Raw genomic sequence first — 26000 nt, forward strand, 5'->3', positions numbered from 1 at the left:
CCTGCAGTACCATCGGCGCTGTGAGGCTTAGCTTCCGGGTTCGGGATGTAACCGGGCGTTTCCCTCACGCTATGACCACCGAAACACGGTGAAACAAGCGGTGATCGCTGTCTCAGAACAGCACAGTGGACGCGTAGCAACTATGGACAAGCCCCTCGGCCTATTAGTACCGGTCAGCTCCACCCCTCACAGGGCTTCCACATCCGGCCTATCAACCCAGTCGTCTACTGGGAGCCTTACCCCATCCAAGTGGGGTGGGAGTACTCATCTCGAAGCAGGCTTCCCGCTTAGATGCTTTCAGCGGTTATCCCTCCCGAACGTAGCCAACCAGCCATGCCCTTGGCAGGACAACTGGCACACCAGAGGTTCGTCCGTCCCGGTCCTCTCGTACTAGGGACAGCCCTTCTCAATACTCCTGCGCGCGCAGCGGATAGGGACCGAACTGTCTCACGACGTTCTAAACCCAGCTCGCGTACCGCTTTAATGGGCGAACAGCCCAACCCTTGGGACCTACTCCAGCCCAGGATGCGACGAGCCGACATCGAGGTGCCAAACCATCCCGTCGATATGGACTCTTGGGGAAGATCAGCCTGTTATCCCCGGGGTACCTTTTATCCGTTGAGCGACGGCGCTTCCACAAGCCACCGCCGGATCACTAGTCCCTGCTTTCGCACCTGCTCGACCCGTCGGTCTCACAGTCAAGCTCCCTTGTGCACTTACACTCAACACCTGATTGCCAACCAGGCTGGAGGGAACCTTTGGCGCCTCCGTTACATTTTAGGAGGCAAACCGCCCCAGTTAAACTACCCACCAGACACTGTCCCTGATCCGGATCACGGACCCAGGTTAGACATCCAGCACGACCAGAGTGGTATTTCAACGTCGACTCCACAACAACTGGCGTTGCTGCTTCAAAGTCTCCCACCTATCCTACACAAGCCGAACCGAACACCAATATCAAGCTATAGTAAAGGTCCGGGGTCTTTCCGTCCTGCTGCGCGAAACGAGCATCTTTACTCGTAATGCAATTTCACCGGGCCTATGGTTGAGACAGTCGAGAAGTCGTTACGCCATTCGTGCAGGTCGGAACTTACCCGACAAGGAATTTCGCTACCTTAGGATGGTTATAGTTACCACCGCCGTTTACTGGCGCTTAAGTTCTCAGCTTCGCCCCACCGAAATGGAGCTAACCGGTCCCCTTAACGTTCCAGCACCGGGCAGGCGTCAGTCCGTATACATCGCCTTACGGCTTCGCACGGACCTGTGTTTTTAGTAAACAGTCGCTTCTCGCTGGTCTCTGCGGCCACCCCCAGCTCTGGCAGCAAGTGCCGTCACCAGGCGTGGCCCCCCTTCTCCCGAAGTTACGGGGGGCATTTTGCCGAGTTCCTTAACCATAGTTCACCCGAACGCCTCGGTATTCTCTACCTGACCACCTGAGTCGGTTTGGGGTACGGGCCGCCATGAAACTCGCTAGAGGCTTTTCTCGACAGCATAGGATCATCCACTTCACCACAATCGGCTCGGCATCAGGTCTCAGCCTATTGTGTGGCGGATTTGCCTACCACACGGCCTACACCCTTACCCCGGGACAACCACCGCCCGGGCTGGACTACCTTCCTGCGTCACCCCATCGCTCAGCTACTACCCTGTTGGGCCGGCGGCTCCACCACTCCCCTTTGTCCGAAGACTCCGGGGCGGCTTCACGGCCTTAGCATTCAGAGGTTCGCCGTTGGCGCTTCAAAGCGGGTACGGGAATATCAACCCGTTGTCCATCGACTACGCCTGTCGGCCTCGCCTTAGGTCCCGACTTACCCTGGGCAGATCAGCTTGACCCAGGAACCCTTGGTCAATCGGCGCAAGAGTTTCCCACTCTTGTATCGCTACTCATGCCTGCATTCTCACTCGTGAACCGTCCACCACTGGATTCCTCCGCGGCTTCACCCGGCACACGACGCTCCCCTACCCATCCATGCACCCGTTGGGGCTATAGCATGAATGACACGGCTTCGGCGGTGTACTTGAGCCCCGCTACATTGTCGGCGCGGAATCACTTGACCAGTGAGCTATTACGCACTCTTTAAAGGGTGGCTGCTTCTAAGCCAACCTCCTGGTTGTCTCTGCGACTCCACATCCTTTCCCACTTAGCACACGCTTAGGGGCCTTAGCCGGTGTTCTGGGCTGTTTCCCTCTCGACCATGGAGCTTATCCCCCACAGTCTCACTGCCGCGCTCTCACTTACCGGCATTCGGAGTTTGGCTAAGGTCAGTAACCCGGTGGGGCCCATCGCCTATCCAGTGCTCTACCTCCGGCAAGAAACACGCGACGCTGCACCTAAATGCATTTCGGGGAGAACCAGCTATCACGGAGTTTGATTGGCCTTTCACCCCTAACCACAGGTCATCCCCCAGGTTTTCAACCCTGGTGGGTTCGGTCCTCCACACGGTCTTACCCGCGCTTCAACCTGCCCATGGCTAGATCACTCCGCTTCGGGTCTTGGGCGCGCGACTCATTCGCCCTATTCGGACTCGCTTTCGCTACGGCTACCCCACACGGGTTAACCTCGCCACACACCGCAAACTCGCAGGCTCATTCTTCAAAAGGCACGCAGTCACACCGAAGTGCTCCCACGGCTTGTAGGCACACGGTTTCAGGTACTATTTCACTCCGCTCCCGCGGTACTTTTCACCATTCCCTCACGGTACTATCCGCTATCGGTCACCAGGGAATATTTAGGCTTAGCGGGTGGTCCCGCCAGATTCACACGGGATTTCTCGGGCCCCGTGCTACTTGGGAGTTGCATAAGCGAGCCGAGAACGTTTCGTCTACGGGGGTCTTACCCTCTACGCCGGACCTTTCGCATGTCCTTCGACTACACTCTCGGTTTCTGACTCGCCCAGCCGCCGGCAGACGACTGAAACACAATCCCACGACCCCATGATGGCAACCCCTGCCGGGTCTCACACCACCATGGTTTAGCCTCATCCGGTTTCGCTCGCCACTACTCCCGGAATCACGGTTGTTTTCTCTTCCTGCGGGTACTGAGATGTTTCACTTCCCCGCGTTCCCTCCACACTGCCTATGTGTTCAGCAGCGGGTGACAGCCCATGACGACTGCCGGGTTTCCCCATTCGGACACCCCCGGATCAAAGCTCGGTTGACAGCTCCCCGGGGCCTATCGCGGCCTCCCACGTCCTTCATCGGTTCCTGGTGCCAAGGCATCCACCGTGCGCCCTTAAAAACTTGGCCACAGATGCTCGCGTCCACTGTGCAGTTCTCAAACAACGACCAGAAGGTTCAGACTGTCACCAGCCCGTTCCCTCAGGACCCAACAACGTGCCCGACCCGCGAGAATCAGAAGAAGGAGCGTTCCACGCCGAAGCAGTACTAGCCCTTGCCTTCATCTCGCGTGCCGAATAGTCAACGTTCCACCCATGAGCAACCGTGCGAGACATGCGCTCGCAAGCGGCTATGTGCTCCTTAGAAAGGAGGTGATCCAGCCGCACCTTCCGGTACGGCTACCTTGTTACGACTTCGTCCCAATCGCTGGTCCCACCTTCGACAGCTCCCTCCCACAAGGGGTTAGGCCACCGGCTTCGGGTGTTACCGACTTTCGTGACGTGACGGGCGGTGTGTACAAGGCCCGGGAACGTATTCACCGCAGCAATGCTGATCTGCGATTACTAGCAACTCCGACTTCATGGGGTCGAGTTGCAGACCCCAATCCGAACTGAGACCGGCTTTTTGAGATTCGCTCCGCCTCACGGCATCGCAGCTCTTTGTACCGGCCATTGTAGCACGTGTGCAGCCCAAGACATAAGGGGCATGATGATTTGACGTCATCCCCACCTTCCTCCGAGTTGACCCCGGCAGTCTCCTGTGAGTCCCCGGCATAACCCGCTGGCAACACAGAACGAGGGTTGCGCTCGTTGCGGGACTTAACCCAACATCTCACGACACGAGCTGACGACAACCATGCACCACCTGTACACCGACCACAAGGGGGCGCCCATCTCTGGACGTTTCCGGTGTATGTCAAGCCTTGGTAAGGTTCTTCGCGTTGCGTCGAATTAAGCCACATGCTCCGCTGCTTGTGCGGGCCCCCGTCAATTCCTTTGAGTTTTAGCCTTGCGGCCGTACTCCCCAGGCGGGGCACTTAATGCGTTAGCTGCGGCGCGGACCACGTGGAATGTGACCCACACCTAGTGCCCAACGTTTACGGCGTGGACTACCAGGGTATCTAATCCTGTTCGCTCCCCACGCTTTCGCTCCTCAGCGTCAGTAATGGCCCAGAGATCCGCCTTCGCCACCGGTGTTCCTCCTGATATCTGCGCATTTCACCGCTACACCAGGAATTCCGATCTCCCCTACCACACTCTAGCCTGCCCGTATCGAATGCAGACCCGGGGTTAAGCCCCGGGCTTTCACATCCGACGCGACAAGCCGCCTACGAGCTCTTTACGCCCAATAATTCCGGACAACGCTCGCACCCTACGTATTACCGCGGCTGCTGGCACGTAGTTAGCCGGTGCTTCTTCTGCAGGTACCGTCACTTGCGCTTCTTCCCTGCTGAAAGAGGTTTACAACCCGAAGGCCTTCATCCCTCACGCGGCGTCGCTGCATCAGGCTTGCGCCCATTGTGCAATATTCCCCACTGCTGCCTCCCGTAGGAGTCTGGGCCGTGTCTCAGTCCCAGTGTGGCCGGTCGCCCTCTCAGGCCGGCTACCCGTCGTCGCCTTGGTAGGCCATCACCCCACCAACAAGCTGATAGGCCGCGGGCTCATCCTGCACCGCCGGAGCTTTCCACCCCGGAGCATGCGCTCCAGGGTCGTATCCGGTATTAGACCTCGTTTCCAAGGCTTGTCCCAGAGTGCAGGGCAGATTGCCCACGTGTTACTCACCCGTTCGCCACTGATCCACCCCGAAGGGCTTCACCGTTCGACTTGCATGTGTTAAGCACGCCGCCAGCGTTCGTCCTGAGCCAGGATCAAACTCTCCGTGAATGTATTCCCGTAATCGGGCATTCGCGTTGAGCGGCACGACATCCCACCGGAATAAGGGGGACTCGTGCACAGCATCCTCGCTGATTTTAAAACATCTCAAAAGTAACTGGCGTTGACTTTTGGCACGCTGTTGAGTTCTCAAGGAACGGACGCTTCCTTCGGCCCCGTTTCACCGGGCCCTCCGGGCGCTTCCTTCGTTTTCCAGCTTATCAGAACTTCCGGCCTTTGCTTTTCGCTCCGGCCCGTTCCGACGAGTGAAACTCTAGCTGATTTCCTCGGTGCGAACCAAATCCATCAACCAGACCCGAAAATGGCAGCACGAATTGCTCATTCGTACGATCAGATTCCTGGGGTTTGGCTGCCTCCAGACCCGCTCAGCGGGCGTGGCAACTCGGAGAACACTACGCATCCCCCAGGGCCGTGTCAACCCTCCCGGAGCGGGAACTCGCACCAGACGGCCTTGCCGCCGTCAGGGGTCCGGCGGGTGCCCCAGTTGGACGCGATCGTCGCGACGATCGCGAGGCCGCGGCCGGACTCGTCGGCCGGCAGGGCGCGCCTGCGGCGCGGGAGGTGGTCGTCGGCGTCCGTCACCTCGACCGTGAGGCGGCGGTCGGTGCGGCGGAGGCGGAGGCGCATAGGGGGGTGGCCGTGGGTGAGCGAATTGGAGACCAGTTCGCTCACGGCCAGGACGCCGTTGTCCTTCACGTCCTCGCCCACGCGCCAGCTGCTCAGCACCCCCGTCGTGAAGGCACGCGCGCTCGACGCCGCCTCCGCGCCGCCCAGGAGGTCGAGCGAGGCGCTGCGGAACAGCTCGGCGGCCTCGTTCTCCCGCTGGGGGAGCTGGAAGACGAGTGCGGCCACGTCGTCGTCGTGCTCGGGGGTGACCCCCATGGCGCGCAGCAGGCGGGAGCAGATGACGTCCGGGGTGCCCGCCGCGCCGGCCAGCGTTCCCGCCAGGGCGTCGAGGCCGAGGTCGATGTCCTGGTCGCGGCGCTCGACCAGGCCGTCGGTGTAGAGGACGCCGGTGGCGCCGGGGCCGAAGGGCAGGTTGGCGGAGGTGTGCATCCAGCCACCCGTGCCGAGCGGCGGCCCGCCGGGTTCATCCGGACGAGTGACGGTGCCGTCCGGATGGCGGACCATGAGCGGCAGGTGGCCGGCCGAGGCGTAGCTGAGGCACTGCTCGCTGGGGTCGAAGACGGCATAGACGCAGGTCGCGATCTGGGTGGCGTCGATCTCGGAGGCGAGGCCGTCGAGGAGCTGCAGGACCTCGTGCGGCGGAAGGTCCAGGCGCGCGTACGCGCGGACGGCGGTGCGGAGCTGGCCCATCACGGCGGCTGCGCGCATGCCGCGCCCCATCACGTCGCCGATCACCAGGGCGGTTCGTCCGCCGCCAAGGGTGATCACGTCGTACCAGTCGCCGCCGACGGCGGTGTCCGCGCCGCCCGGTTGGTAGGTGGCGGCGACCCGCAGGTCGTCCGGCTGCTCCAGCTTCTGCGGCAACAGGCTGCGCTGCAGGGTGACGGCGGCCTCGCGCTGGCGGCGTTCGCTCTCACGGAGCCGCTCGGTGACCCTGACCTGGTCGGTCACCTCGGCGCCGAAGACCAGCACGCCGCAGACGTCGGACGCGCCGGTGCTGCGCCGGAGGGAGGCGAAGCTGCCCAGGCCGAGGGAGGAGAGGCCCAGTGCGCCCCGTGTGGACGACGGCGAGGTGGACGTGGTGGCAGGAGCGGAGGCGGGCGAGGCGAGTGCGCCGGAACCCACGACAGCCGGGGCGTGGGCGTGTTCCGGGCTGGCGACGAGTCCTGCCGTGAGGTGGGCGAGCTGCTGGCCGAGGTCCTCCTGCTCACGCACCGGCGCGCACACGAAGGTGTAGTAGCGGGGCAGCTCGTTGACGCCGCCGCCCAGAGTCGCGTGCTGGACCTTCCTGGCCTTGATCGTGCGCGGACGGCCGGTCCGGTAGACCTGGTCCATCAGCGGCAGCAGTCCCAGTTCCTCCAGCTCGGGCATCACCTGGTGCGCGGGGACGCCCGTGGGGCGGGGTCCGAAGACCTCCGTGTAGGCGCGGCTGAGGTAGCCGAGGCGGTGTCCTGGCCCGTAGCCGATGGCGACGAGGGCGGGCAGGTGGCCCAGGACGTCCTGGACGGCAAGGTGCTGGTGGCCTGCGTGCTCGTGGGCGATCCGGGCCTCGGTGAGTTCTCGACCGGTCGGAACACCGAGGACCGCACCTGGGTCGCTCGCCGGCGTCGCGGAGGCGCGCCGCTGTCCACCGGGGAGCCGGGCGCTCCAGCGTGTGAGGTTCAACGGAGTCCTTCGGGCCGCGGGCAGGCTTCACGACTTTGGATACGGCACCGTTCGGTGTCGGTCCGGTGTGAGACCGGTCCAGTGTGGCTGAAACCTCGCTCACGGGGAATCAGCTGCCCTGGGGTGTCTCGAAGATCGGCAAATCCGGCCGGAACGGACACACAGCCTTCACAAGCCTGCTATGCGATACCGGGACGGACGGGGACGCCTGCGACAGACCCGGACAGCAGGCGCGAACGCGGACGCCGTGGGACCGACGGGGCGGCCTCGCCGGTTCAGGGCGTGTCGTCGAGCAACTGCTCGAATCCGGCGCGCGGCTCCTCCAGCTCCCCCAGCGAGACCATCTCCCTTCCGGTGAGCCCGGACAGCAGCCAGTCCGACAGCACCCGGGCCTTGCGCTCCCAGGTCGGCACCCGGCGCAGGTGCACCGCGCGGTGCAGCAGCCAGGCGGGCCTGCCGTGCAGGGAGCGGCCGCGCAGCTGGGCGACGCCCATGTGCAGACCGAGGGAGGTGAGCGAGCCCTTCAGTTCGTGCCGGTACTCGGCGAGCGGTTCGCCGCGGAGCGTCGCGACGAGGTTGTCGGCGAGCACGGTCGCCTGGCGGACGGCGTGCTGCGCGTTGGGGCGGCAGGTCTCGCCGGGGCGGGTGAGGTCGGGGACGGCGGCGCAGTCGCCTGCCGCGAAGACGTGCTGGGAGCCGAGCACCCGCAGCTGGATGTCGCAGCGCAGCCGGCCCTGGGCGTCGACGGGCAGCCGGGTCTGCTTCAGCACGGGGTTGGCGCGGACGCCGGCGGTCCAGACGAGGGTGCGTGCGGCGAAGCGGCTGCCGTCGGTGAGCTGCACGACGCCGTCCTCGGTGACGGCGGCGAGCCTGGTGCCGAGGCGGACGTCGACGGCGCGTTCGCGCAGCTCGACGGTGGTGCGTTCGGCAGCCTGGGGCTCGGTCTCGCGCAGGATCCGCTTCTCGGCCTCGACCAGCACCCAGCGCAGGTCCTCGGGGCGGATGTTGTGGTAGTGCCCGACGGCGTGCCTGGCCATGTCCTCCAGTTCGGCCAGCGCGCCCACGCCCGCGTAGCCGCCACCGACGAAGACGAAGGTCAGCGCGGCCTGCCGCACCTCGGGGTCGCGGGTCGAGGAGGCGGCGTCGAGCTGGGAGAGCACGTGGTTGCGCAGCTTCACGGCCTCGGCGACGCTGCGGAACCCTATGCCGTGGCGGGCCAGGCCGGGTACCGGCAGGATCCGCGAGACCGAACCGGGCGCGAGCACGATCAGGTCGTAAGGGAGCGTCAGTTCGGTGATGGGCGGACCGTAATGGACCGGTGAGGGCAGCGCGAGGTGCGCACGCCTGCCGGCCTGGTCGAGCGAGACCAGACGCCCCTGCACCACGCGCACCCCCGGCAGGGCGCGGCGCAGCGGCACGACGACATGGCGCGGGTCGATCGCACCGGCCGCGGCCTCGGCGAGAAACGGTTGATACGTCATGTAGGAGGTCGGGTCGACGAGCGTGACCTCGGCCTCGCCGGGGCGAAGCCGCGACCGCAGCCGGAGGGCGGCGTTGACGCCGACCTGGCCGCCGCCGATGAGCAGGATGCGCGCGGGAGGGAGCACGCCACTATTCGGCACCCGCCAGTGGCCCCTCGTCCATACTCCGTACCTGAATGAGTGGACAGGACCACTGCGGAGTTCCGGCCGACGACCGCCGTGGCACCAGGGACGCGCGTGTCCGAAGGGGAACGCGACTCCATTGATCTGCGCAGATGCCCTACGCTGCGCTGCGACCGTCGTGTGCGCACGGTCGGTGCGGAGGGGGCGAATCATTCCGGACTCCCCTGTTCCCGCCGATGTGCTGTCAACTATGGTCGTTGGATCTGTCAAACGGGGGAGGACGAACCTCATGGTTCAGCAGGAGCAGGTATTGCCGCGCTCAGCGGACGGCAGCATTCCCGTCCAGCGGGGGCCGGTGGCGAACGGGGCTTCCCGGGGGGCGGGGGCCAACCGGCTGCGGGTGGACGCACGAAGGAACCTGGAGTCGGTGCTGCGCGCGGCGCGCGAGGTCTTCGGCGAGCTGGGTTACGGCGCGCCGATGGAGGAGGTCGCCCGCCGTGCGGGTGTAGGGGTCGGCACCGTCTACCGGCGCTTCCCCAGCAAGGAGGTGCTGGTCCGGCGGATCGCCTCGGAGGAGGTGGTCTGGCTGACCGAGCAGGCACGGGAGGCACTGGCCGCGCAGAGCGAGGGGCCGGGCGCGTGGGACGCGCTGGCGGCGTTCCTGGCCAGGGCGGCGACGTCCGGCGCGGGCCGGCTGCTGCCGCCGGAGACCTTCCGACAGGCCGAGGCGATGGTGCGGGTGCCGGCGCAGCGCGGCGCGGTGACGGCGGCGGCCGCAACGTCCGCGGTGGCGTCGGCCGACGCGGCGACGGACGAGTACGGCGCGGACGCCGATCCGGCGAACCTGCTGGAGCTGCTGGCCCAGCTGGTGGGGTGCGCCCGCGAGGCCGGTGAGCTGCGTTCCGGGGTGATGGTGTCGGACGTCGTCCTGGTGCTGACGGCGTCCGTGCCGCCGCACACCTCCTCGGACGGCAGCGCGTCGGGGCGCCTGCTGCAGCTGCTGCTGGACGGCCTGCGCGCCGTCTGACCTCGGGCGGCTCCGCAGAGCCTTCGTCGGCGGGGAGCGCTGCGAGGCGCTCCCCACCGACGCTGGAGGTCCGTTCCGGTCGAGCCCGTCGAGCCCTTCCCGACCGCGGTCGAACTGGCGGACTGGCCGGAGGAACCCGAAGGGGTGGCCTCGTGGGAGTTCGCTCCGCCGGGCGACCCCGTGGTGTGGGAACCTGACCCGGTCGAGTGAGCGGAGTGGGGGTCCAGGTCATGCCCACAGAGGAACCGGACGCAACGGCGGCGGCTGCCGCCAAGGTGCCGCCGCAGGGCGGCGGCGGCGGTTCGGCACGTCACCGCGCGAGCGACGCGCCTCGTGAGCACGAGGACGGCGCCGCGACGACCCCGACCGTCCCGGCACCCGGCGGCCCGGTCGACGAGGAGACACCGGCCACGTCGGACGCGGAGTTGACCGCTGCCGTCCGTGCGGGTGACGACGCGGCGTACGAGGAGCTGTACCGCCGTCACGTCGTCGCCGTCCGCCGCTACGCGCGGACCTGCTGCCGCGACTCCTTCACCGCGGAGGACCTCGCGGGCGAGGTCTTCGCCCGGACACTGCAGGCGCTGCGCGCCGGCAAGGGTCCCGATGTCGCCGTCCGTGCCTACCTGCTGACGGCGGTGCGGAACATCGCCGCCTCCTGGAGCCGCAGCGACCGCCGCGAACAGCTCGTCGACGACTTCCAGCTCTTCGCCACCACCAACGCCGTCGTCGCGACGGTCGACGTCACCGACCCCGGCGCGGACACCCAGGCGATGGTCGCGGCCGACCAGTCGCTGATCGTCCGGGCCTTCCGCAATCTCGACGCCGACGACCGGCTGCTGCTGTGGCACACCGAGGTCGAGCAGGAGCCGCCGCGCGAGGTCGCGCTGCTGATCGGCAAGACGGCCAACGCGACGGCCGTCCAGGCGCACCGCGCGCGCGAGCGGCTCGCCACGGCGTTCCTGCAGGCGCACATCTCCGACACCCAGGCCTCGGCCTGCGAGCAGTACGCGAAGCGGCTCGGCGGTTTCGCACGCGGGCAGCTCGGCAAGCGCGCGTCCGCGGAGGTCCGGGCCCACCTCCAGGACTGCGACCGCTGCTCGGCGGCCTACCTGGAGCTGGTCGACCTCAACCACAGCCTGCGCGAGCTGCTGCCTTCGGGACTGCTGGTCTGGCTGGGCTCCGGCTACTTCACCGTCATCGCGGCCGGCCTGGCCGGCGCGGCCACGGCGGGCGCGGCCGGGGTGGCCGCGACGACGGGCGGCGGTACGGCGGCGGGAGGTGCGGCGGGCGGCGGCGCCGCAGGCGGGAGCGCGGCGGGCGGCGGTGCGGCGTCCGAGGGGATCGGGCTGCCGGTGAAGATCGGCATCGCGACGGCGGTGACGGTCGCGGCGGCGGTGGGGCTGGCCTTCGCGCTCACCGGCAACGACTTCAAGCCGAAGCCCGCTCCCCCGGCGGCGGCGAAGCCCGCTCCCGCGCCGGTGGTCCTGCCGACCCCGAGCCCCAGCCCGACCCCGACCCCCGCGCCGGCCGTGGCCGCGGTCGCGCCGAAGCCGACGCCGACCCCGAGGCCGGTCCCGGTGGTGGCGAAGCCGATCCCGAAGCCGACCCCCACGCCCACCCCGACACCGACGCCCACTCCCACGCCGACACCCACCCCGCCGCCACCGCCACCGCCTCCGGTGACGTACACGCTGGACACCCTGCCGTTCGCGGGCGCGGGCACGACCACCGGTCCGGCGATCGAGCCGGACGCGTTCAACTGGGTCTGGCAGCGGCCGGACGGGGTCGGCGTCGGCGGGACGCCGTACCGGCGCGGCGTCACCGTGGTCGCGCCCTCGACCACGGTGATCGACCTCAACCGGACCTGCCGGGTGTTCAACGGCTCGGTGGGCATCGACGATCTGACGCTCGGCTGGGGCGCGGCGCGCTTCACCGTCGAGGACGGATCGACGGGCGCGGTGCTGTGGCGCTCCGACCAACTGCACGGCGGCGACGCCGCCGAGTCCTTCAGCGTGCCGCTGACCGGCGTGACCTCGATCAAGCTGGTGGTCCACGGCAGCCACGGCCACTTCGGCGGCCAGGTGGCCGACTGGGCCGACGCCGGCTTCACCTGCTGAAACGCTGCCTACGCCGGGCCAGTTGCACGACCTGAGGAGCGCGGGGAACTGTGCGAGAACCCACCCGGTGCGGATGGCGCTGCGCGTTGAGGACCATCCGCATGCCGGTGGCCTGACGCGCAGTTCCCCGCGCCCCTGAGGTCGTGCACCTGGCCCTCCGGTGAGCAGTGCCGCGCCCACGCGCCGGAGGCGCACATGAGCAGAGCCTCGCGCCCCTGAGGCCGTCCGCGGTGCTCAGGACTGGGCGACCTGGCGGAGGGCGGCGAGGAAGGTTTCGGTTTCCTGGGCGCCCTGGACGGCGTACTTGCCGTCGAAGACGAAGGTCGGCACCGCGCTGACGCCGATCGCCCTGGCGTGCTCGAGTTCGCGCTGGGTCTCGGCGACGCCCTCCGCGGAGGGAAGGAAGGAATCCACGCGGGCGCGGTCCATGCCGGAGGCGACCGCGACGTCGGTCAGCGCGGCGAAGTCGGCGATGTCGACGCCGTCGGAGAAGTGCGCGGCGAGCAGCCGCTCCTTGAGTTCCGTCTGGACGGCCGCGCCGTACTCGCGCTCGGCGAGCCAGAGGAGGCGGTGGCCGTGGATCGTGTTGACGTGCAGCGCGGCGTCGAAGTCGTAGTCGATGCCCTCCTGCCGGCCGATCGCGGCGACTCTGTCGTCCATCGCGCGGGACTGCGGGCCGTAGCGCTCCTCCAGCCACGCGCGGTGCGGGCTCGGCTCGGTGGGCGCGTCGGGCACGAGCTGGTACGGGCGGTAGACGACCTCGACATCGCCCGCGCCGTCGAATGCGGCCAACGCACGGTCGAAACGGCGCTTGCCGATGTAGCACCAGGGGCAGGCGATGTCGCTGTAGATCTCGACCTTCATGAGGCACGGCTCCCATCCGTTGTCTGCGCGCTCAGAAATTGAAACACGCATGCCGTGCCCGAAATTCCGCCTCCGAGTCCGCACGCTGGGCGGGCGCGGGGCGGGGGAGACCGGAACGGGGCGGCCGCAGGCAGCGCGCAGCGCCAGGCGCGGGGTGCAGCGAACCCGGGGACCGCAGGCCACGCGCGCAGCGCTAGGCGCGGTGCGGGCCGGGGACGAGGAGGACCGGGCAGAGGGCGTGGAAGGTCAGCGCGGAGGCGACCGAGCCGAGGAGGAGGCGGGAGAAGCCGCCGTTGCCCCTCGTCCCCAGGACGAGGGTGTGCTGGCGGGCGGAGGCGCGGAGCAGCAGGGCGATCGGATCGCCAGCGATCACGTGCAGCATGGGGGTGCCCGGGTCCGGCACGCGGGCGGACGCCGAGACGACACCGCGCTGGACGACGTCGGCCATGCCGGCGAGGAGCCGGCCCACGCTGTCCTGGGCCACGTCCTCCAGGCCGGCCGAGACACCGGCCGGGGTCGGGTTGACCACCGCCAGGACCCGCAGCGGGACCGCGTGCGCCTGGGCCTCGGCGAGGGCGCGCTCCAGTGCCCACAGCGAGCCGTCCGAGCCGTCGACGCCCACCAGCACGCCGGGCGCGGCGTCCGCCGGCGGCGGCTCATGGGAGACGGGCAGTGTGCGCATGGCACCCATCATGGGCGTCACGCTCCCCGGCGGGCCGTCAGGACACGTGCGAGGCCGTCACCGCCGGGCGCGGGACCGCGGGCAGGCCCGTCCAGCACGAGCCCCGGCGGGCGTGCAGGCGGCGGAGCCAGAGCTCCATGGCGACCACGTCGGCCAGGCCGTCCAGCGGCGCCGGCTCGTCCGCGGCGGCCGCGCGCAGCGCCTCGCGGACCCGGGGGGCGTCGACGAGGCCCCAGTCCCCCAGCAGCGGGGCGGCGAAGAGCCGGTCGAGCGCCTCGGCGGACTGCCGCAGTCCGGCCCGGACGCTCTCCGCGGCGGCGTAGGGGTCGGGCGCCGCGGTCGTGCCCCAGCCCTCGGGGATCTCGCGGACGCCCGCGCCCGCGAGCACCGCGCGCAGGATGCCGTGCCGCGCGCCGGGCTGGATCCTGGCGCGGTCCGGTACGAGACGGCAGGCCCGGACGACCTGGTTGTCGAGGAACGGCGCGTGCAGCCGCTGTCCGTGGGCGTCCGGCGCGGACTCGACGACCTGGGCGAGCACCCGGAAGTCCGCCGCCCGGCGTTGCAGCGCATGGCGGGCACGGCGGGCGCCGGGGCGCTCGTCGGGCGCTCCGGCGCGGGCGGCGAGGTGGAGCCGTTGCGCGACGGCGGCGCGGGCGTCGTCCGTCAGCCACGGGGCCGCCGGTCCGGGCGTGCACCAGGCGAGCGCCCGGGCGGAGGCCTCCCCCGCGCTGCCGGGCAGGGTGTCGTCGGCGCGGTTGGCGACCAGCGCGGCGGCGGCGTCCTGGAGTCCGTCGACGTAGGCGGTCCTGGCCAGCCGGCGGGCGGCGCGGACGACGGCGACGGGGGTGCCGACGACCGCGCTGTCGGCCCGGGCGAGCGCCGCGACGGGCCGGAGCAGCGGGCTGCGGCGACGGTCGATCAGCACGTCGGCGAGCCGGGCGGGGTGACCGTCCAGGACGTGGCGGGCGCCGTGGCCGCTGATGTGGTCGGTGCCTGCGGCGGCCAGGCGGGCGCGCAGCCGCAGGGCGGCGACGAGCGCCGGTCCCGGTTCGTCGGTGAGCGGGCCGTCGAGCGGGTCGTCGGCGAGGCCTGCATAGGGCAGGGTCTCCTGACCGCCGGGGACGACCACGTGGTCGAGCCGGTCGGCGGCGGCTTCGGCGACCGTCCGGGCGCGCAGCAGCTCCGCCTCCTTGCCGGGGCTCAGCGGCGTGCCGGTCGCGCCCTCGGAGTCGGTGTAGGTGATGGCGAGCAACCCCGAGGGTTCCGCGACGGGCTCGCCGCCGACGCGCGCCCAGGAACCTCGGACCGCGCCGGTGCGGGGGCGGACGGCGGCCCCCTCCGGATCGCCGGGGCCGTGCCGGAGCGACCGGTAGCTGCGGGGGTCGCCCCAGCGTTCCTCGCTGAAGGTGCCGAGCACGGGGTGCCGGGCGGGCTGCGCAGGCGACTCGCCCGGGAAGGACTCGGTGACGGCGACGGTCCTCGCGCGTGCGCCGGACCGGGCGCCGACGCGCGCACCGCCCGCGCCGGGGATCCCGGCGGCGAGCAGCGCCAGCACGGTCGACGCGCTGCCGCCGGAGAGGTCCACGCTCACCGCCGGCCGGGGCAGCAGGCCTCCGGGCTCCTCCTCCCCCTCGCCCGGCTCACGGCCGTCGAACGACCGACCGGCCGCCTCGTCGATCCCCCGCCCGCTCGCGGCTCCGTCCCCCGCCACCTGCCGTGCGCGGCCGCTGTCGGCCCCGAACACCGCCTCCTGCGGGTCGTTCCACGCCGACGCGGCCGGACGCCGGGTGCCCGCGTCGGGTCGGGCCGGGTCCTTGCCGAAGAGGATCGACGTCCCCTCCGCCGCGCCCGCGCCCCCGAAGCGCCGCCTCGGGGGCGCGGGCGGAGCGGGCTGCGCGCTGAGGGCGCCGAGGCCGAAGGTGGTCGCCGGGGCGGGGGTGCGCACGCGGAGCCGGACGGATTCGAGCAGGGACCTGGTCACCTCGGCCGTCGCCGAGGCCTCGCTCATCTCGTAGGTGCCCACCCCGCCGGGGACCGCCTCGTACACGCCGACGTCCGGTATGCCCGCGCGCACGCTGAGGGCCTGGCCGGGTGGGACGCAGCGGACACCGGAGAACGCGCTCGTGTCGCCGACGCCCTCGGGCGCGTCGGGGAGAGCGAGACGGGCCGCCAGGTGGACGCGGTCGACGGGGGCGTCGATGAGGTCGGCGAGCGGGAGCGCGGCCGTCGCGTAGGCGGTGCCGCCGCACCAGGGCGTGTGGTAGACGGGGTGGACGCCGGCCAGATCCCCCAGCACGGCCACCCGCGCGCCCTGTTGCAGGACCACGACGTAGCTGCCGGGCCACAGCGTCAGGTGCCGCAGCGCTCCGCCGCTCGTCGCCAGCAGGGCCGTCCGCAGGGCCGAGTCCGCCGCGCCGCAGCGTCCCAGGACGACCAGGCGCGCGACCGCGCCGTCGTCCGGCGGCAGTCGACGCGGTCCCGGCGCGCCCGCGAAGCCGTCGCCCTCGGCCGTTCCCCGGGCGAATCCCTCCCCGAACCCGTCGGCGCCGTCACCGAGATCGGGGAAGCCCGCCTGGACGACATGACGCCACTGGCGGCGGTGCCGGTAGAGACTGACGCTGCGGATCTCGTCCGGACGCCAGTCACCCACCGCCCACAGCGGATCGGCTCCCGGCCAGAGCAGCCGTCCGCCGACCGGCCGCAGTGCCGCAGCATCGAGCGCGGCCGCGCCCCGAGCGCCGTTCCAGCCCACCAACCACCGCATCGTCGCCCCCACGCCAAAGGCAGCACGGTGCCGCACCGTCAGCTCACATGGTGCCAGCTCACGGAGCGATCGGCTGCGGTATGGGAGCAGGCAACTTCCGGAACACGGTGCTTTGTTGTCGGGTGGCGTCGCAGAAGGGCCGACGGTGCGGCGGCGAGCAGGAGGCGCGGGGTGAAGTGGAGCCCGGGCCATCCCCTCCTTGGTCCGGGCCCCGACCCCGGGACCGCGGACCCGGGGGCCCCGCGACATTCCTCGCGGCCCGGGAGGTGTCCGCACACCCCCCGGACCGGTCCGCCACCGCGCGGGGATGTACGGCGACGGCGTCCCCCGACCCGCCGGGTCCTCGACGGCAGGCCGACCCACGGCAACATGCAAGCGCCGGCTCCCCCTTCGGGGGAGGGGGCACGGCGGGGCGCACTGCCGCACGCGCCAGGGGCATAGGACAAGCCGGAACTGCCCCAACCGGTACCGGATCGCGCCAACTGGAACAAGACCCCTTAACCCTGGGCAGGCAGGGAACTACTCTGGGTGTACTGGACGTACGGCTGAGAGCAGTCCGCGGCAGCCCACAGCCGCTCTCAACAGGACGGACAGCCGGTACGGACGACCGGAGGCGGACCGCAGTGGGCTGCGGCGGCAGCAGGGCGCAGCGCGAGGGGGTGCAGCGGGGCATGACCATCAGTGGACGCGGACCGAACGACAAGCTGGGTTCGGTCCTGGTCCTCGCGGGCATCAGCAACGCCGGGCTGGCCCGGCGTGTCAACGACCTGGGCGCGCAGCGGGGTCTGACGTTCCGTTACGACAAGACCTCGGTCGCCCGGTGGGTCTCCAAGGGCATGGTTCCGCAGGGGCCGGTGCCGCATCTGATCGCCACCGCGATCGGCGGCAAGCTCGGGCGGACCGTCCCGCTGGAGGAGATCGGGCTCGGCAGCACCGATCCGACCCCGGAGATCGGCCTGGCCTTTCCCCGCGAGGTACCGGCCGCGGTCCGCAGCGCGACGGACCTGTGGCGGCTCGACCCCGAACGCGGGCGCAAGCCCGGTTCGCCGGGGGCCGGTTGGTGGGACAGCCTGGCCGGAACCTTCTCCGTGGCCGCGTACGCCACTCCCGTCTCCCGCTGGCTGATCACCCCCGTCGACGGCTCGGTCGCCCGCGAGGCCGCGGAGCCCGCCGAGCTGTCCCGCCTTTCGGGCCTGCCGGGGATACCGGGACCGAGCAGACAGGGTCTGCAGTCGGACGCCCACGAGCCGTCCGAGCTGGCCCGCGCGCTGGACGCCCAGGGCCGCCCGTACCGGGTGGGCCACGCGGACGCGGCCAAGCTGCGCCAGGCGGCGGAGGAGGCGCGCCGCTGGGACTCCCGCTACGGCGGCGGGGACTGGCGCTCCTCCATGGTCCCCGAGTGCCTGCGCCGTGACGCGGCGCCGCTGCTGCTCGCCAGCTACAGCGACGAGGTCGGCCGCGCGCTGTTCGGGGCGACCGCCGAACTCACCCGCCTGGCCGGGTGGATGGCGTTCGACACCGGCCAGCACGAGGCAGCGCAGCGCTACTACATCCAGGCGCTGAGGCTGGCCCGTGCGGCCGCGGACGTCCCGCTCGGCGGCTACGTGCTGGCCTCGATGAGCCTGCAGGCCACCTACCGGGGCGCGGCCGAGGAGGGGGTGGACCTCGCGCAGGCCGCCGTGGAGCGCAACCGCGGTCTGGCGACGGCGCGCACGATGAGCTTCTTCCGGCTGGTCGAGTCCCGCGCGCACGCACGGGCCGGCAACGCGGTGGCGTGCGCGGCGGCGCTGGCGGCGGCGGAGAGCTGGCTGGAGCGTGCCCGCTCGGGGGATCCCGACCCGGCCTGGATCGACTTCTACACCTGGGACCGGCTCGCGGCCGACGCGGCGGAGGGCTTCAGGGACCTCGGCATGCCGGGGAAGGTCAGGGAGTTCACCGAGCGGGCGCTGGCCCGCCCGACGGAGGAGTACGTGCGCTCGCACGGCCTGCGGCTGATCGTCTCGGCGATGGCGGAGCTGGACGAGGGCGAGCTGGAGCGCGCGGTGGCGGCCGGCAACCGGGCCCTGGACGTGGCCGGACGCATCTCCTCGCAGCGGACGCGGGAGTACCTGGGCGAGATGCTGAAGCGCCTGGACCGCTTCAAGGGGGAGCGGATCGCGGCGGAGCTGGTGGAACGCGCGAGGCTCACGTTGGCTGCCCCTGCGTAGAGTTGTTCTGTTCGGGGCAAGCCACCCACGCAGGTGGTTGACCGAAAGCGCAGGAGTGTCCGCAGTTCGTGGTGGTGCGCACCCGCCGGGCAGGGCCGCGAGTCGTCGGATTCTCGCGTCCCGAGCGGGTGTGACCGGTCGTTTCGTCGAGAGGGTGTTGTGGGCGGGTTCGACTGTGACGTCGTGGTGGTCGGCGGCGGGATCGTGGGTCTGAGCACGGCGTATGCCATCGCGCAGGCCGCGCCCGGCACGGACGTGATCGTGCTGGAGAAGGAAGCCCGGCTCTGCGTGCACCAGACGGGGCGGAACAGCGGTGTGATCCACAGCGGCCTCTACTACCGGCCGGGCTCGCTGAAGGCGAGGTTCGCGCTGGCGGGGGCGGCCGAGATGGTCGAGTTCTGCAAGGAGCACGGGCTCCCCCACGAGGTCACCGGCAAGCTCGTCGTCGCGGTCGACCGCTCCGAGCTGCCCCGGCTGCATGCGCTGGCGCAGCGCGGGCGGGAGCACGGGCTGCCGACACGGGAGCTGGGCGCGGCCCAGATCGCCGAGTACGAGCCGAACGTGCGCGGCGTCGCCGCCCTGCACGTGGGCACGACCGGGCTGGCCGACTACCCGGCCGTCGCCGCCGCCTACGCCAGGCTCTCCGGCGCGCGGGTGCGGACCGGGAACGCGGTGACCGCGATCGACCGGCGGGCGGACGGGGTCACCGTCACCACGACGCTCGGCGAGGTCCGCGCGCGGGTGCTGGTCAACTGCGCGGGGCTGCAGAGCGACCGGATCGCGAGGATGGCGGGGGACGAGCCGGGGCTGCGGATCGTGCCGTTCCGCGGCGAGTACGTGGAGCTCACCCCGCAGGCGGCCGCGCTGGTCCGCGGACTGGTCTATCCGGTCCCCGACCCGGCCTTCCCCTTCCTCGGCGTGCACCTGACCCGTGACCTGCACGGCGGCGTCCATGTCGGACCGAACGCCGTGCCCGCGCTCGCCCGCGAGGGCTACGACTGGCGCACCGTCAGCCCGCGTGACCTCGCCGAGACGGCGTCCTGGCGCGGCACCTGGTCGCTGGCGGCACGCCACTGGCGCGCGGAGACGGTCGAACTGCACCGCTCGCTCAGCACCCGCGCCTTCGTCAGGGACCTGCAGCGGCTCCTCCCGGCCGTCACCGCCCGCGACCTGCTGCCGGCTCCGGCCGGAGTCCGCGCGCAGGCGGTCGACCGTCAGGGCGCGCTGGTCGACGACTTCGCCTTCGCCGAGGGACCGCGCACGGTCCACGTCCTCAACGCGCCCTCCCCCGCCGCGACGGCCTCCCTCCCGATCGGCCGGGAGATCGCCGCCCGCGCGCTGGAGGCACTGAAGGCGGCCTGATCCCGGCGTCCCCGGGCTCCCCGGCCTCCGTGCCCGCACCCCGGCACCGGCCGGCCGGCTCATCGTCGGCGACGACGGCCGAGTCGCCCGCCGGGCGAGCCCATCACCCCGCGGACGCGCCTCGCCCGCCTCCGCCGGAACCGACGGCGGAGCGCCCGAGCGCCGCTGCCGCGGCACGGGCGCCGGCGGCGGCAGTGGGGGTCCAGTCGATCGGCCAAGTCTGACTCGTCGGCGACGACGGTCAGGTCGGCCACCCAGGCGAGCCCATCATCCCGCGGAGGCCTCGCTCCGGCCGGACCGCCGGGGCACGGCCGGGGTCGCGGCCCGTTCCGTAGACTTGAGCGCATTGTGAGCATCCAGACGACCACCGCCGCCCCCGACCCCGTCGACGCCCAGGCCGCCGCCCCGCGTCCGGGCAGCCCGTTCTCCGCCGAACTGCACGGGGAGAAGCGGATCCGCAGCTTCCACCCGCGCAAGGGCCGGATGAGCGCCGCCCAGCACGACGCGCTGGACCGCTCCTGGGACGCGTGGGGCATCCGCATCGACGGCAAGCGCCGGATCGATCTGGACACCTGGTTCGGGCGGACCGACGCGGAGGTCGTGCTGGAGATCGGCTTCGGGATGGGTGACGCCACCGCGACCATGGCCGCCGCCGAGCCCGGACGCTGCCTGCTCGCCGCCGACGTGCACACCCCCGGCCACGGCAACCTGCTGCGCCGGATCGAGTCCGACGGCCTCGACAACGTCAGGCTGGCAGAAGGCGACGCGGTCGTGCTGCTGCGGGATCAGCTGCCGCCCGCGAGCCTGGCCGGGCTGCGTATCTACTTCCCCGATCCGTGGCCCAAGGCCCGCCACCACAAGCGGCGGCTGATACAGCCGGACTTCGTGACGCTGGCCGTCTCCCGGCTGCGCGCCGGGGCGACGGTGCACTGCGCCACCGACTGGGAGCCCTACGCCGAGCAGATGCTCGAGGTGCTGTCCGGCTCCCCGGAGTTGGAGAACCTGCACGACGGCTACGCGCCGCGGCCGGACTGGCGGCCGGTGACCAAGTTCGAGCGGCAGGGGCTGGCCAAGGGCCACGTCGTGCACGATCTCCTGTTCCGGCGTCGCTGAGCCGCGGCCGGCGGCCGGGGCCGCAGCCAGGGCGGAAGTCCTTACCGGCCGGTCGGCCGCCCCGCTAAGGTCATGGGGTGAGCAGCGCGCAGCAGGAACCCTCGGCCGCCGACGCGGCCGGTCCGATACCCGAGCCCGAGCCCTCGTCCGCGCCGACGGCCCCGCCCCAGCCCGGAACCCGACCCGACCCGCAGGCCGCGCCGCAGTCCGAACCGCAGGCCGCACCGCAGGTCGAGGTGTCGCCCGCGGCGCAGGCCGAGGCCCGGTCGGACGTGCCGACGGAACCGCTGCCCGAGGGACTGCCGGCCGCGCCGCAGGCCGGCGGGGTGGACGCGCTGCCGTTCAAGCCGCCGACCAGCTTCCAGTACAAGGCCCGGCGCAACCTGCTCGAGTACCGCTGGCTGTGGTTCGTCGCCGTCGCGCTCGGGCTCGCCCTGTGCGGGTTCGCGATCCTCGGCATGGTGCAGAGCCAGACGGGCACCCCCGGCTTCCTGGTCGGCATCGGCCTGGCCGTGCTGCCCGTACCCCTGATCCTGTGCGGCTACTTCTGGCTGGACCGGGTCGAGCCCAAGCGCTGGCAGCTGCTGCTCTTCTGCTTCGCCTGGGGCGCATGCGCCGCGACGCTGATCGCCATCAAGGCCAACACCTGGGCCACGGACTACCTGATCGTCCGCCAGATAGGCGGCGGCCAGACGCTGGGCGCGAGCCTGGTGGCTCCGCTGGTCGAGGAGTCGGTCAAGGCCGCACCGCTGTTGATGATCTTCTTCTTCCGGCGTCGCGACTTCACCGGCATCGTCGACGGCGCCGTCTACGCCGGATTCACCGCCACCGGGTTCGCCTTCACCGAGAACATCCTCTACATCGGCCGGTCGGTGACGGACTCCGGCGGCGACGGCGGCACCGGAGTCGTCACGACCGTGATGACCTTCGTGATCCGGGAGGTCATGTCCCCCTTCGCGCACCCGCTCTTCACCTCGATGACGGCGGTGGGCTTCGGCATCGCGGCCATCAGCCGCAAGCGCTGGCAGCGCGTGTGCGCGCCGATCGCCGGCTGGATCTTCGCCATGCTGATGCACGGCACCTGGAACAGCTCGCCGGTGCTCGGCGGGGTCGGCTTCCTCGGCGTCTACTTCCTCTTCATGGTCCCGGTCTTCGCCCTGATGGTCTGGCTGCTGGTCTGGTCGCGCGGCAACGAGCTGACCGTCGTCGGCAAACAGCTCGCGGTCTACGTCACGGCGGGCTGGATCGGCCGACAGGTGCCGGTCGTGCTCTCGTCCATGCGGACCCGCAAGCAGGCGCGGGCGCTCTCCAGGTTCGAGCAGGGTCCGCACGGCGACAAGGCGATGCGCGAGTACCAGGGTTTCGCCACCTCCCTGGCGCTGCTCCGTGAGCGGGTCGCGCGCGGGCTCGCCGTGCCGGACTTCGCGGTGCGGGAGCAGGAACTGCTGCACCACCTGTGGGAGCGGAAGGACGTGGTGACCCCGATCTTCGCCCGCGTGGGCGAGCAGGAGCTGCTCCGCAGGAACCCGCCGGTCGCGACGGTCTGGGGCCGGGCCCCTGGCGCGGCGTACCCGGCGCCGTCGCCGTACGCCCATCCCTACCCGCAGCGGCCCGTCGGCTACCCGCAGCGGCCCGTGGCCTTCCCACAGCAGCCCGGGCCGTACGGGCAGCAGCCGGGGCCGTACGGGCAGCCGGGGTACCCGCAGCAGGGCTATCCGCAGGGGGGCGTGCCCCAGCAGGGGTATCCGCAGAACGGGTATCCCCAGCAGCAGCCCGGGCCGTACGGGCAGGCTCCGTACGGGTTCCCGCAGCAGCAACAGCCGTACCAGCAGCCGTACCCGCAGGCGTATCCCCAGGTCGGACCGCCGCAGGCACAGCCGGCGCCGCAACCGCAGCCCCCCTACCAGTACCCGGCCACCCGCCCGGCCGCCGCGGACTCCGAGGAAGTGCCCCCCTCCGACCAGTGACTTCGGCCGTACCGGAACCAATGCCGGGTCCTGCCGCGTTGTCCTGAATACCCGCACACCGCCGTGCGGCGACGCCGATACAGCGTCAGGAGGCAGCGCCAGTGACCGATGGCATCTATCGGATGGCCGTGACCAGCGGGCACGGTCACCAGGAGACTGTTGCCCTCGCCGAGCAGCAGCTCAGGCAGTGGCTGAAGGCGTTGCACTACGACGAGCCCGGCACCGGCAACGGCCGTCGCCTGGTCGGGCCGCAGGCCGTGCTGGACCAGGTCGCGCGCGGCAAGGCCGTGCAGGGGCGGCTGGCGCGCTGGCGGCTGCGCGAGTTCACCGTGCAGGGCATCTGGCAGACCTCGCTGACCGTGGCCTCGGCCAGGGACGGCCGCACCTGGGTCCAGCTGGACGCCGAGCAGCTGCCGGTCCGCGGTGAGGAGCCCGCGAAGGCCCCCGTCCCCGCGCTCGCGCGCGGGCTGCTGGACGTGCTGGACGCGGTCGAGGGCGAGCAGGCGGGCGCCGCCCGGGTGCACGGCCTGCCGAGCGTCATCGAGCGCCAGGACGTCGACGAGATCCTGGACGAGCTCTGCGACCCCGACCGCAGGCTCCCCATCGTGGTGGCCAGCACGCCCCTGCACGCCGACTTCGACGACTGGCTCAACGACACCGTCGACCCGCTGCTGCGCAGCTGCAGCGGCCTGGCCGTGCTCTACGCCCTCGCGCCCGGCGCGGAGCGCACCTTCAACGCGGCCCTGGAGCACCACCGGGTCTACGGCGGCGCGGTCCGCACCTACCTCCCCGGCCTGGATCCGGCGTGGGCGCCGGAGGCGGCCAGGCACCGGGTGATGTCGCGCTCCACGATCGAGGAGAACCTGCGGCGGGCCTCGGGCCTGCTGGCCTGGCTGCCGCGTCGGCTCGCCGTGCAGACGCCGCTGCCCGACCAGCTGGTCGGGCTTCCGCTGCTGCGGCCCGAGGGCCTGCCGGAGGCGGACGCGATCCTGCCGGGCGGCCTGCTGGTCGACCACGAGGAGGAAGAGGCCCACGAGCAGCGCGCCCGCGCCGAGGAGCTGCAGGAGGTCCGGCGCTGGCTCCGCGCGGCGGAGGAGCGCGAGTCGCAGCTGGCGGCGGAGTACGACGAGCAGTACAGCGAGCTGCGCGCGGCCCGCACGGAGCTGCGCTCGCTCGCGGGCCGGCCGGCCCGTCCCCAGGACGCCGAGCCGGGCACGTTCGCGGAGCTGCTGGACCGGCTGGGCGAGTTCCCGCTGCTGGAGTTCACCGGGGACGCGCGGCTGACCAAGGAGCTGGACGAGCAGACCGACCACCCCACCTGGGTCCGGATGACGTGGGACGCGCTGCTCGCCCTCTCCGACTACGCGGAGGCGGCCAAGGCGGGCACGTCGGGCGGCGACTTCCGCAGTTGGTGCGAGAACACGCCCCCCGACTGCCACCCCTTCCCGCCGCGCAAGGTCATCCGCGGCGAGTCCCGCACGGTGAGCACGAACGCGAAGTGGAAGCGGGAACGGCTTCTTCCCGTCCCGACGGCGGTGGACCCTTCGGGTCGGGTCTTCATGGGCGCGCATCTGCGGATAGGCGGCGGCGGAACGGCGCCTCGACTGCACTATCACGACGACTGTTCGGGTACGGGCCGGGTCTATATCGGATATGTCGGCCTGCATCTTCACAACACGCGCACAAATTGAGTGACGGAGGTTCAGTTCCATGGCCCGGATTCCCTCTTCGGTGACAGCCGCCTCGGGTCTGGTGGGCGGCTTCGCTGTCGCACGGGCGACGAAGCGGAGGGAGCTCGGCGGGGTGGCGCTGGCCGCGGCAGGCGGCGTGGCGGCCCTGCAGTGGCGCGGCGCGGCGGGGCCCAGGACGGCGGCCGCGCTGGGCGGCCTCTACGTGGCCGCGTTCGCGGGCTCCCACCCCCTGGCGAAGAAGATCGGCGCCTGGCCCTCGGTCCTCACCGTGGCCACGGGCGTCGCCCTCGCGTCCTGGAGCCTGGCGGACCGCAAGGCGTAGCCCCTCCCGGCCAAGGGCCGTTGCACCACCAAGGGCGCGAGGAACTGCGCGCCTCCGGCACGCGGGCGGGAGACCTCAGAACAAAGGGTTGGCCGCACTACCTCAGGGGCGCGGGGAACTGCGCGGCTCTGCCGCGCGGGCGCGACACCTCACATCACAGGGTCAGTTGCACTGTCCAGGGGCGCGAGGCTCTGCTTGATCAACTGCGTGGCTCAGAGCTCGACGCCGTGGGCGGTGAGCCACTCCGTGGGGTCGACCGGGTCGCCGCCGGAGGGGCGGACCTCGAGGTGGAGGTGGGGGCCGGTGGAGTTGCCCGTGGAGCCGACGCGGCCGATCGGCTGGCCGCCGGTCACCGAGCCCGCGCCGACCGCGATGGCGGAGAGGTGGCAGTACCAGATCTCCGTGCCGTCCGGCAGCGTCTCGATGACGCGGTAGCCGTAGGAGCCCGCCCAGCCGGCCGAGGTGACGACGCCCGCGCCCACGGCGCGGACCGGCGTGCCCGCCGGGGCCGGGAAGTCCAGGCCGGTGTGCAGGTGGGACCAGTAGGAGCCGGACTGCCCGTACGCGGTCGTGCTGACGCCGGGGACCGGAAGGGTGAGGGTCTCCGTCGTACGGACCCGCTCGACCGCCGCGGCCTTCGCCGAGGCCGCCGTCGCGGCCTCCCTGCGGGCCGTGGTCTCGGCGTCGGCGCGCTGCTGCGTCGCCTGCGCGCGGATGCGGTCGGCCAGCGCCGTGCCCGCGTCGGCGGCCGGCGCCGCCGTGGCGTGCTCGTCGAGGAGGAGGGAGCCGGAAGGGCCGGTGTGCTCGGGACGGTCGGCCGCGAGGGCCGGGCCGGCGAGGCCGATCACGCTGCTCGCGCCGACAGCCATGGCCGCCAGGCCCAGCGCCGCGCCACGCTGCCGCGGCAGGGCGCTCGTCGCCTGCTGCGCCGTCGAGGGCTCGGCGACGGTCTCGACCGGGTATGACGCCATAACTGGCG

At 71.1% G+C, this 26000-nt stretch carries 14 protein-coding genes and 3 rRNA genes; 8 read left to right on the plus strand and 9 right to left on the minus strand.

The window, feature by feature from the left end:
• The 5 genes from rrf to BS83_RS03395 form a co-directional block, all read right to left on the minus strand.
• Positions 1–83: ribosomal RNA gene (rrf, locus tag BS83_RS03375) — 5S ribosomal RNA — on the minus strand; the annotation flags it as partial.
• 59 nt (positions 84–142) lie between these two features.
• Positions 143–3246, minus strand: a 23S ribosomal RNA gene (locus tag BS83_RS03380).
• A 235-nt stretch (positions 3247–3481) separates the two neighbouring features.
• Positions 3482–5000: ribosomal RNA gene (locus tag BS83_RS03385) — 16S ribosomal RNA — on the minus strand.
• 423 nt (positions 5001–5423) lie between these two features.
• On the minus strand, positions 5424–7130 hold the full coding sequence (locus BS83_RS03390) for an ATP-binding SpoIIE family protein phosphatase (RefSeq protein WP_408640978.1): 1707 nt from the start codon (positions 7128–7130) through the stop codon (positions 5424–5426).
• 446 nt (positions 7131–7576) lie between these two features.
• Positions 7577–8908, minus strand: a complete 1332-nt coding sequence (locus tag BS83_RS03395) for an NAD(P)/FAD-dependent oxidoreductase (protein ID WP_051942557.1) — start codon at positions 8906–8908, stop codon at positions 7577–7579.
• A 286-nt stretch (positions 8909–9194) separates the two neighbouring features.
• Here BS83_RS03395 and BS83_RS03400 point away from each other — a divergent pair, with 286 nt between their 5' ends.
• Both BS83_RS03400 and BS83_RS48210 read left to right on the plus strand, forming a co-directional pair.
• Positions 9195–9932 carry a helix-turn-helix domain-containing protein gene (locus BS83_RS03400; RefSeq protein ID WP_063774083.1) on the plus strand — a complete coding sequence of 246 codons (738 nt, stop codon included), beginning with the start codon at positions 9195–9197 and terminating at the stop codon, positions 9930–9932.
• 230 nt (positions 9933–10162) lie between these two features.
• Entirely contained in the window at positions 10163–12049 is a 1887-nt protein-coding gene (locus tag BS83_RS48210) for a sigma-70 family RNA polymerase sigma factor (RefSeq protein ID WP_084713220.1), read from the plus strand.
• 234 nt (positions 12050–12283) lie between these two features.
• Here BS83_RS48210 and BS83_RS03410 read toward each other — a convergent pair whose 3' ends face one another.
• From BS83_RS03410 to BS83_RS03420, 3 genes are all read right to left on the minus strand, one after another.
• Positions 12284–12913: a DsbA family oxidoreductase gene (locus tag BS83_RS03410; protein WP_037600855.1), complete on the minus strand. Its 630-nt coding sequence runs from the start codon at positions 12911–12913 to the stop codon at positions 12284–12286.
• Positions 12914–13106: 193 nt separating this feature from the next.
• On the minus strand, positions 13107–13595 hold the full coding sequence (locus BS83_RS03415; RefSeq protein WP_051942558.1) for a universal stress protein: 489 nt from the start codon (positions 13593–13595) through the stop codon (positions 13107–13109).
• 37 nt (positions 13596–13632) lie between these two features.
• Positions 13633–16347 carry an asparagine synthase-related protein gene (locus BS83_RS03420; RefSeq protein WP_063774084.1) on the minus strand — a complete coding sequence of 905 codons (2715 nt, stop codon included), beginning with the start codon at positions 16345–16347 and terminating at the stop codon, positions 13633–13635.
• Between the two features lie 683 nt (positions 16348–17030).
• On the opposite strand from BS83_RS03420, the gene BS83_RS03425 reads away from it, so the two are divergent.
• The 6 genes from BS83_RS03425 (at position 17031) to BS83_RS03450 (ending at position 25021) form a co-directional block, all read left to right on the plus strand.
• Positions 17031–18566: a hypothetical protein gene (locus tag BS83_RS03425; protein ID WP_037602399.1), complete on the plus strand. Its 1536-nt coding sequence runs from the start codon at positions 17031–17033 to the stop codon at positions 18564–18566.
• A gap of 159 nt (positions 18567–18725) precedes the next feature.
• Positions 18726–19928, plus strand: coding sequence for an L-2-hydroxyglutarate oxidase (lhgO, locus tag BS83_RS03430; RefSeq protein WP_037600859.1), 1203 nt, complete (start codon positions 18726–18728; stop codon positions 19926–19928).
• A 348-nt stretch (positions 19929–20276) separates the two neighbouring features.
• Positions 20277–21041: a tRNA (guanosine(46)-N7)-methyltransferase TrmB gene (trmB, locus tag BS83_RS03435; protein WP_332262310.1), complete on the plus strand. Its 765-nt coding sequence runs from the start codon at positions 20277–20279 to the stop codon at positions 21039–21041.
• A 77-nt stretch (positions 21042–21118) separates the two neighbouring features.
• On the plus strand, positions 21119–23008 hold the full coding sequence (locus tag BS83_RS03440) for a PrsW family intramembrane metalloprotease (protein ID WP_063774085.1): 1890 nt from the start codon (positions 21119–21121) through the stop codon (positions 23006–23008).
• 101 nt (positions 23009–23109) lie between these two features.
• The gene (locus tag BS83_RS03445) at positions 23110–24699 is read left to right on the plus strand and encodes a hypothetical protein (RefSeq protein ID WP_051942560.1); all 1590 of its coding nucleotides are present in this window, start codon (positions 23110–23112) and stop codon (positions 24697–24699) included.
• A 19-nt stretch (positions 24700–24718) separates the two neighbouring features.
• Positions 24719–25021, plus strand: a complete 303-nt coding sequence (locus tag BS83_RS03450; protein WP_037600864.1) for a hypothetical protein — start codon at positions 24719–24721, stop codon at positions 25019–25021.
• Positions 25022–25233: 212 nt separating this feature from the next.
• On the opposite strand, the gene BS83_RS03455 is transcribed toward BS83_RS03450, so the two are convergent.
• Entirely contained in the window at positions 25234–25992 is a 759-nt protein-coding gene (locus tag BS83_RS03455; RefSeq protein WP_051942561.1) for a M23 family metallopeptidase, read from the minus strand.
• Between the last annotated feature and the right edge of the window lie 8 nt (positions 25993–26000).

The organism is Streptacidiphilus rugosus AM-16 (assembly GCF_000744655.1).
Lineage (GTDB): Bacteria > Actinomycetota > Actinomycetes > Streptomycetales > Streptomycetaceae > Streptacidiphilus > Streptacidiphilus rugosus.

Excerpts from the sequence above, each read along its gene's own strand:
- BS83_RS03455 (WP_051942561.1), bottom strand. The coding sequence starts at position 25,992 with ATGGCGTCATACCCGGTCGAGACCGTCGCCGAGCCCTCGACGGCGCAG.
- BS83_RS03450 (WP_037600864.1), top strand. The coding sequence starts at position 24,719 with ATGGCCCGGATTCCCTCTTCGGTGACAGCCGCCTCGGGTCTGGTGGGC.
- BS83_RS03400 (WP_063774083.1), top strand. The coding sequence starts at position 9,195 with ATGGTTCAGCAGGAGCAGGTATTGCCGCGCTCAGCGGACGGCAGCATT.
- BS83_RS03415 (WP_051942558.1), bottom strand. The coding sequence starts at position 13,595 with ATGCGCACACTGCCCGTCTCCCATGAGCCGCCGCCGGCGGACGCCGCG.
- BS83_RS48210 (WP_084713220.1), top strand. The coding sequence starts at position 10,163 with ATGCCCACAGAGGAACCGGACGCAACGGCGGCGGCTGCCGCCAAGGTG.
- BS83_RS03410 (WP_037600855.1), bottom strand. The coding sequence starts at position 12,913 with ATGAAGGTCGAGATCTACAGCGACATCGCCTGCCCCTGGTGCTACATC.
- BS83_RS03425 (WP_037602399.1), top strand. The coding sequence starts at position 17,031 with ATGACCATCAGTGGACGCGGACCGAACGACAAGCTGGGTTCGGTCCTG.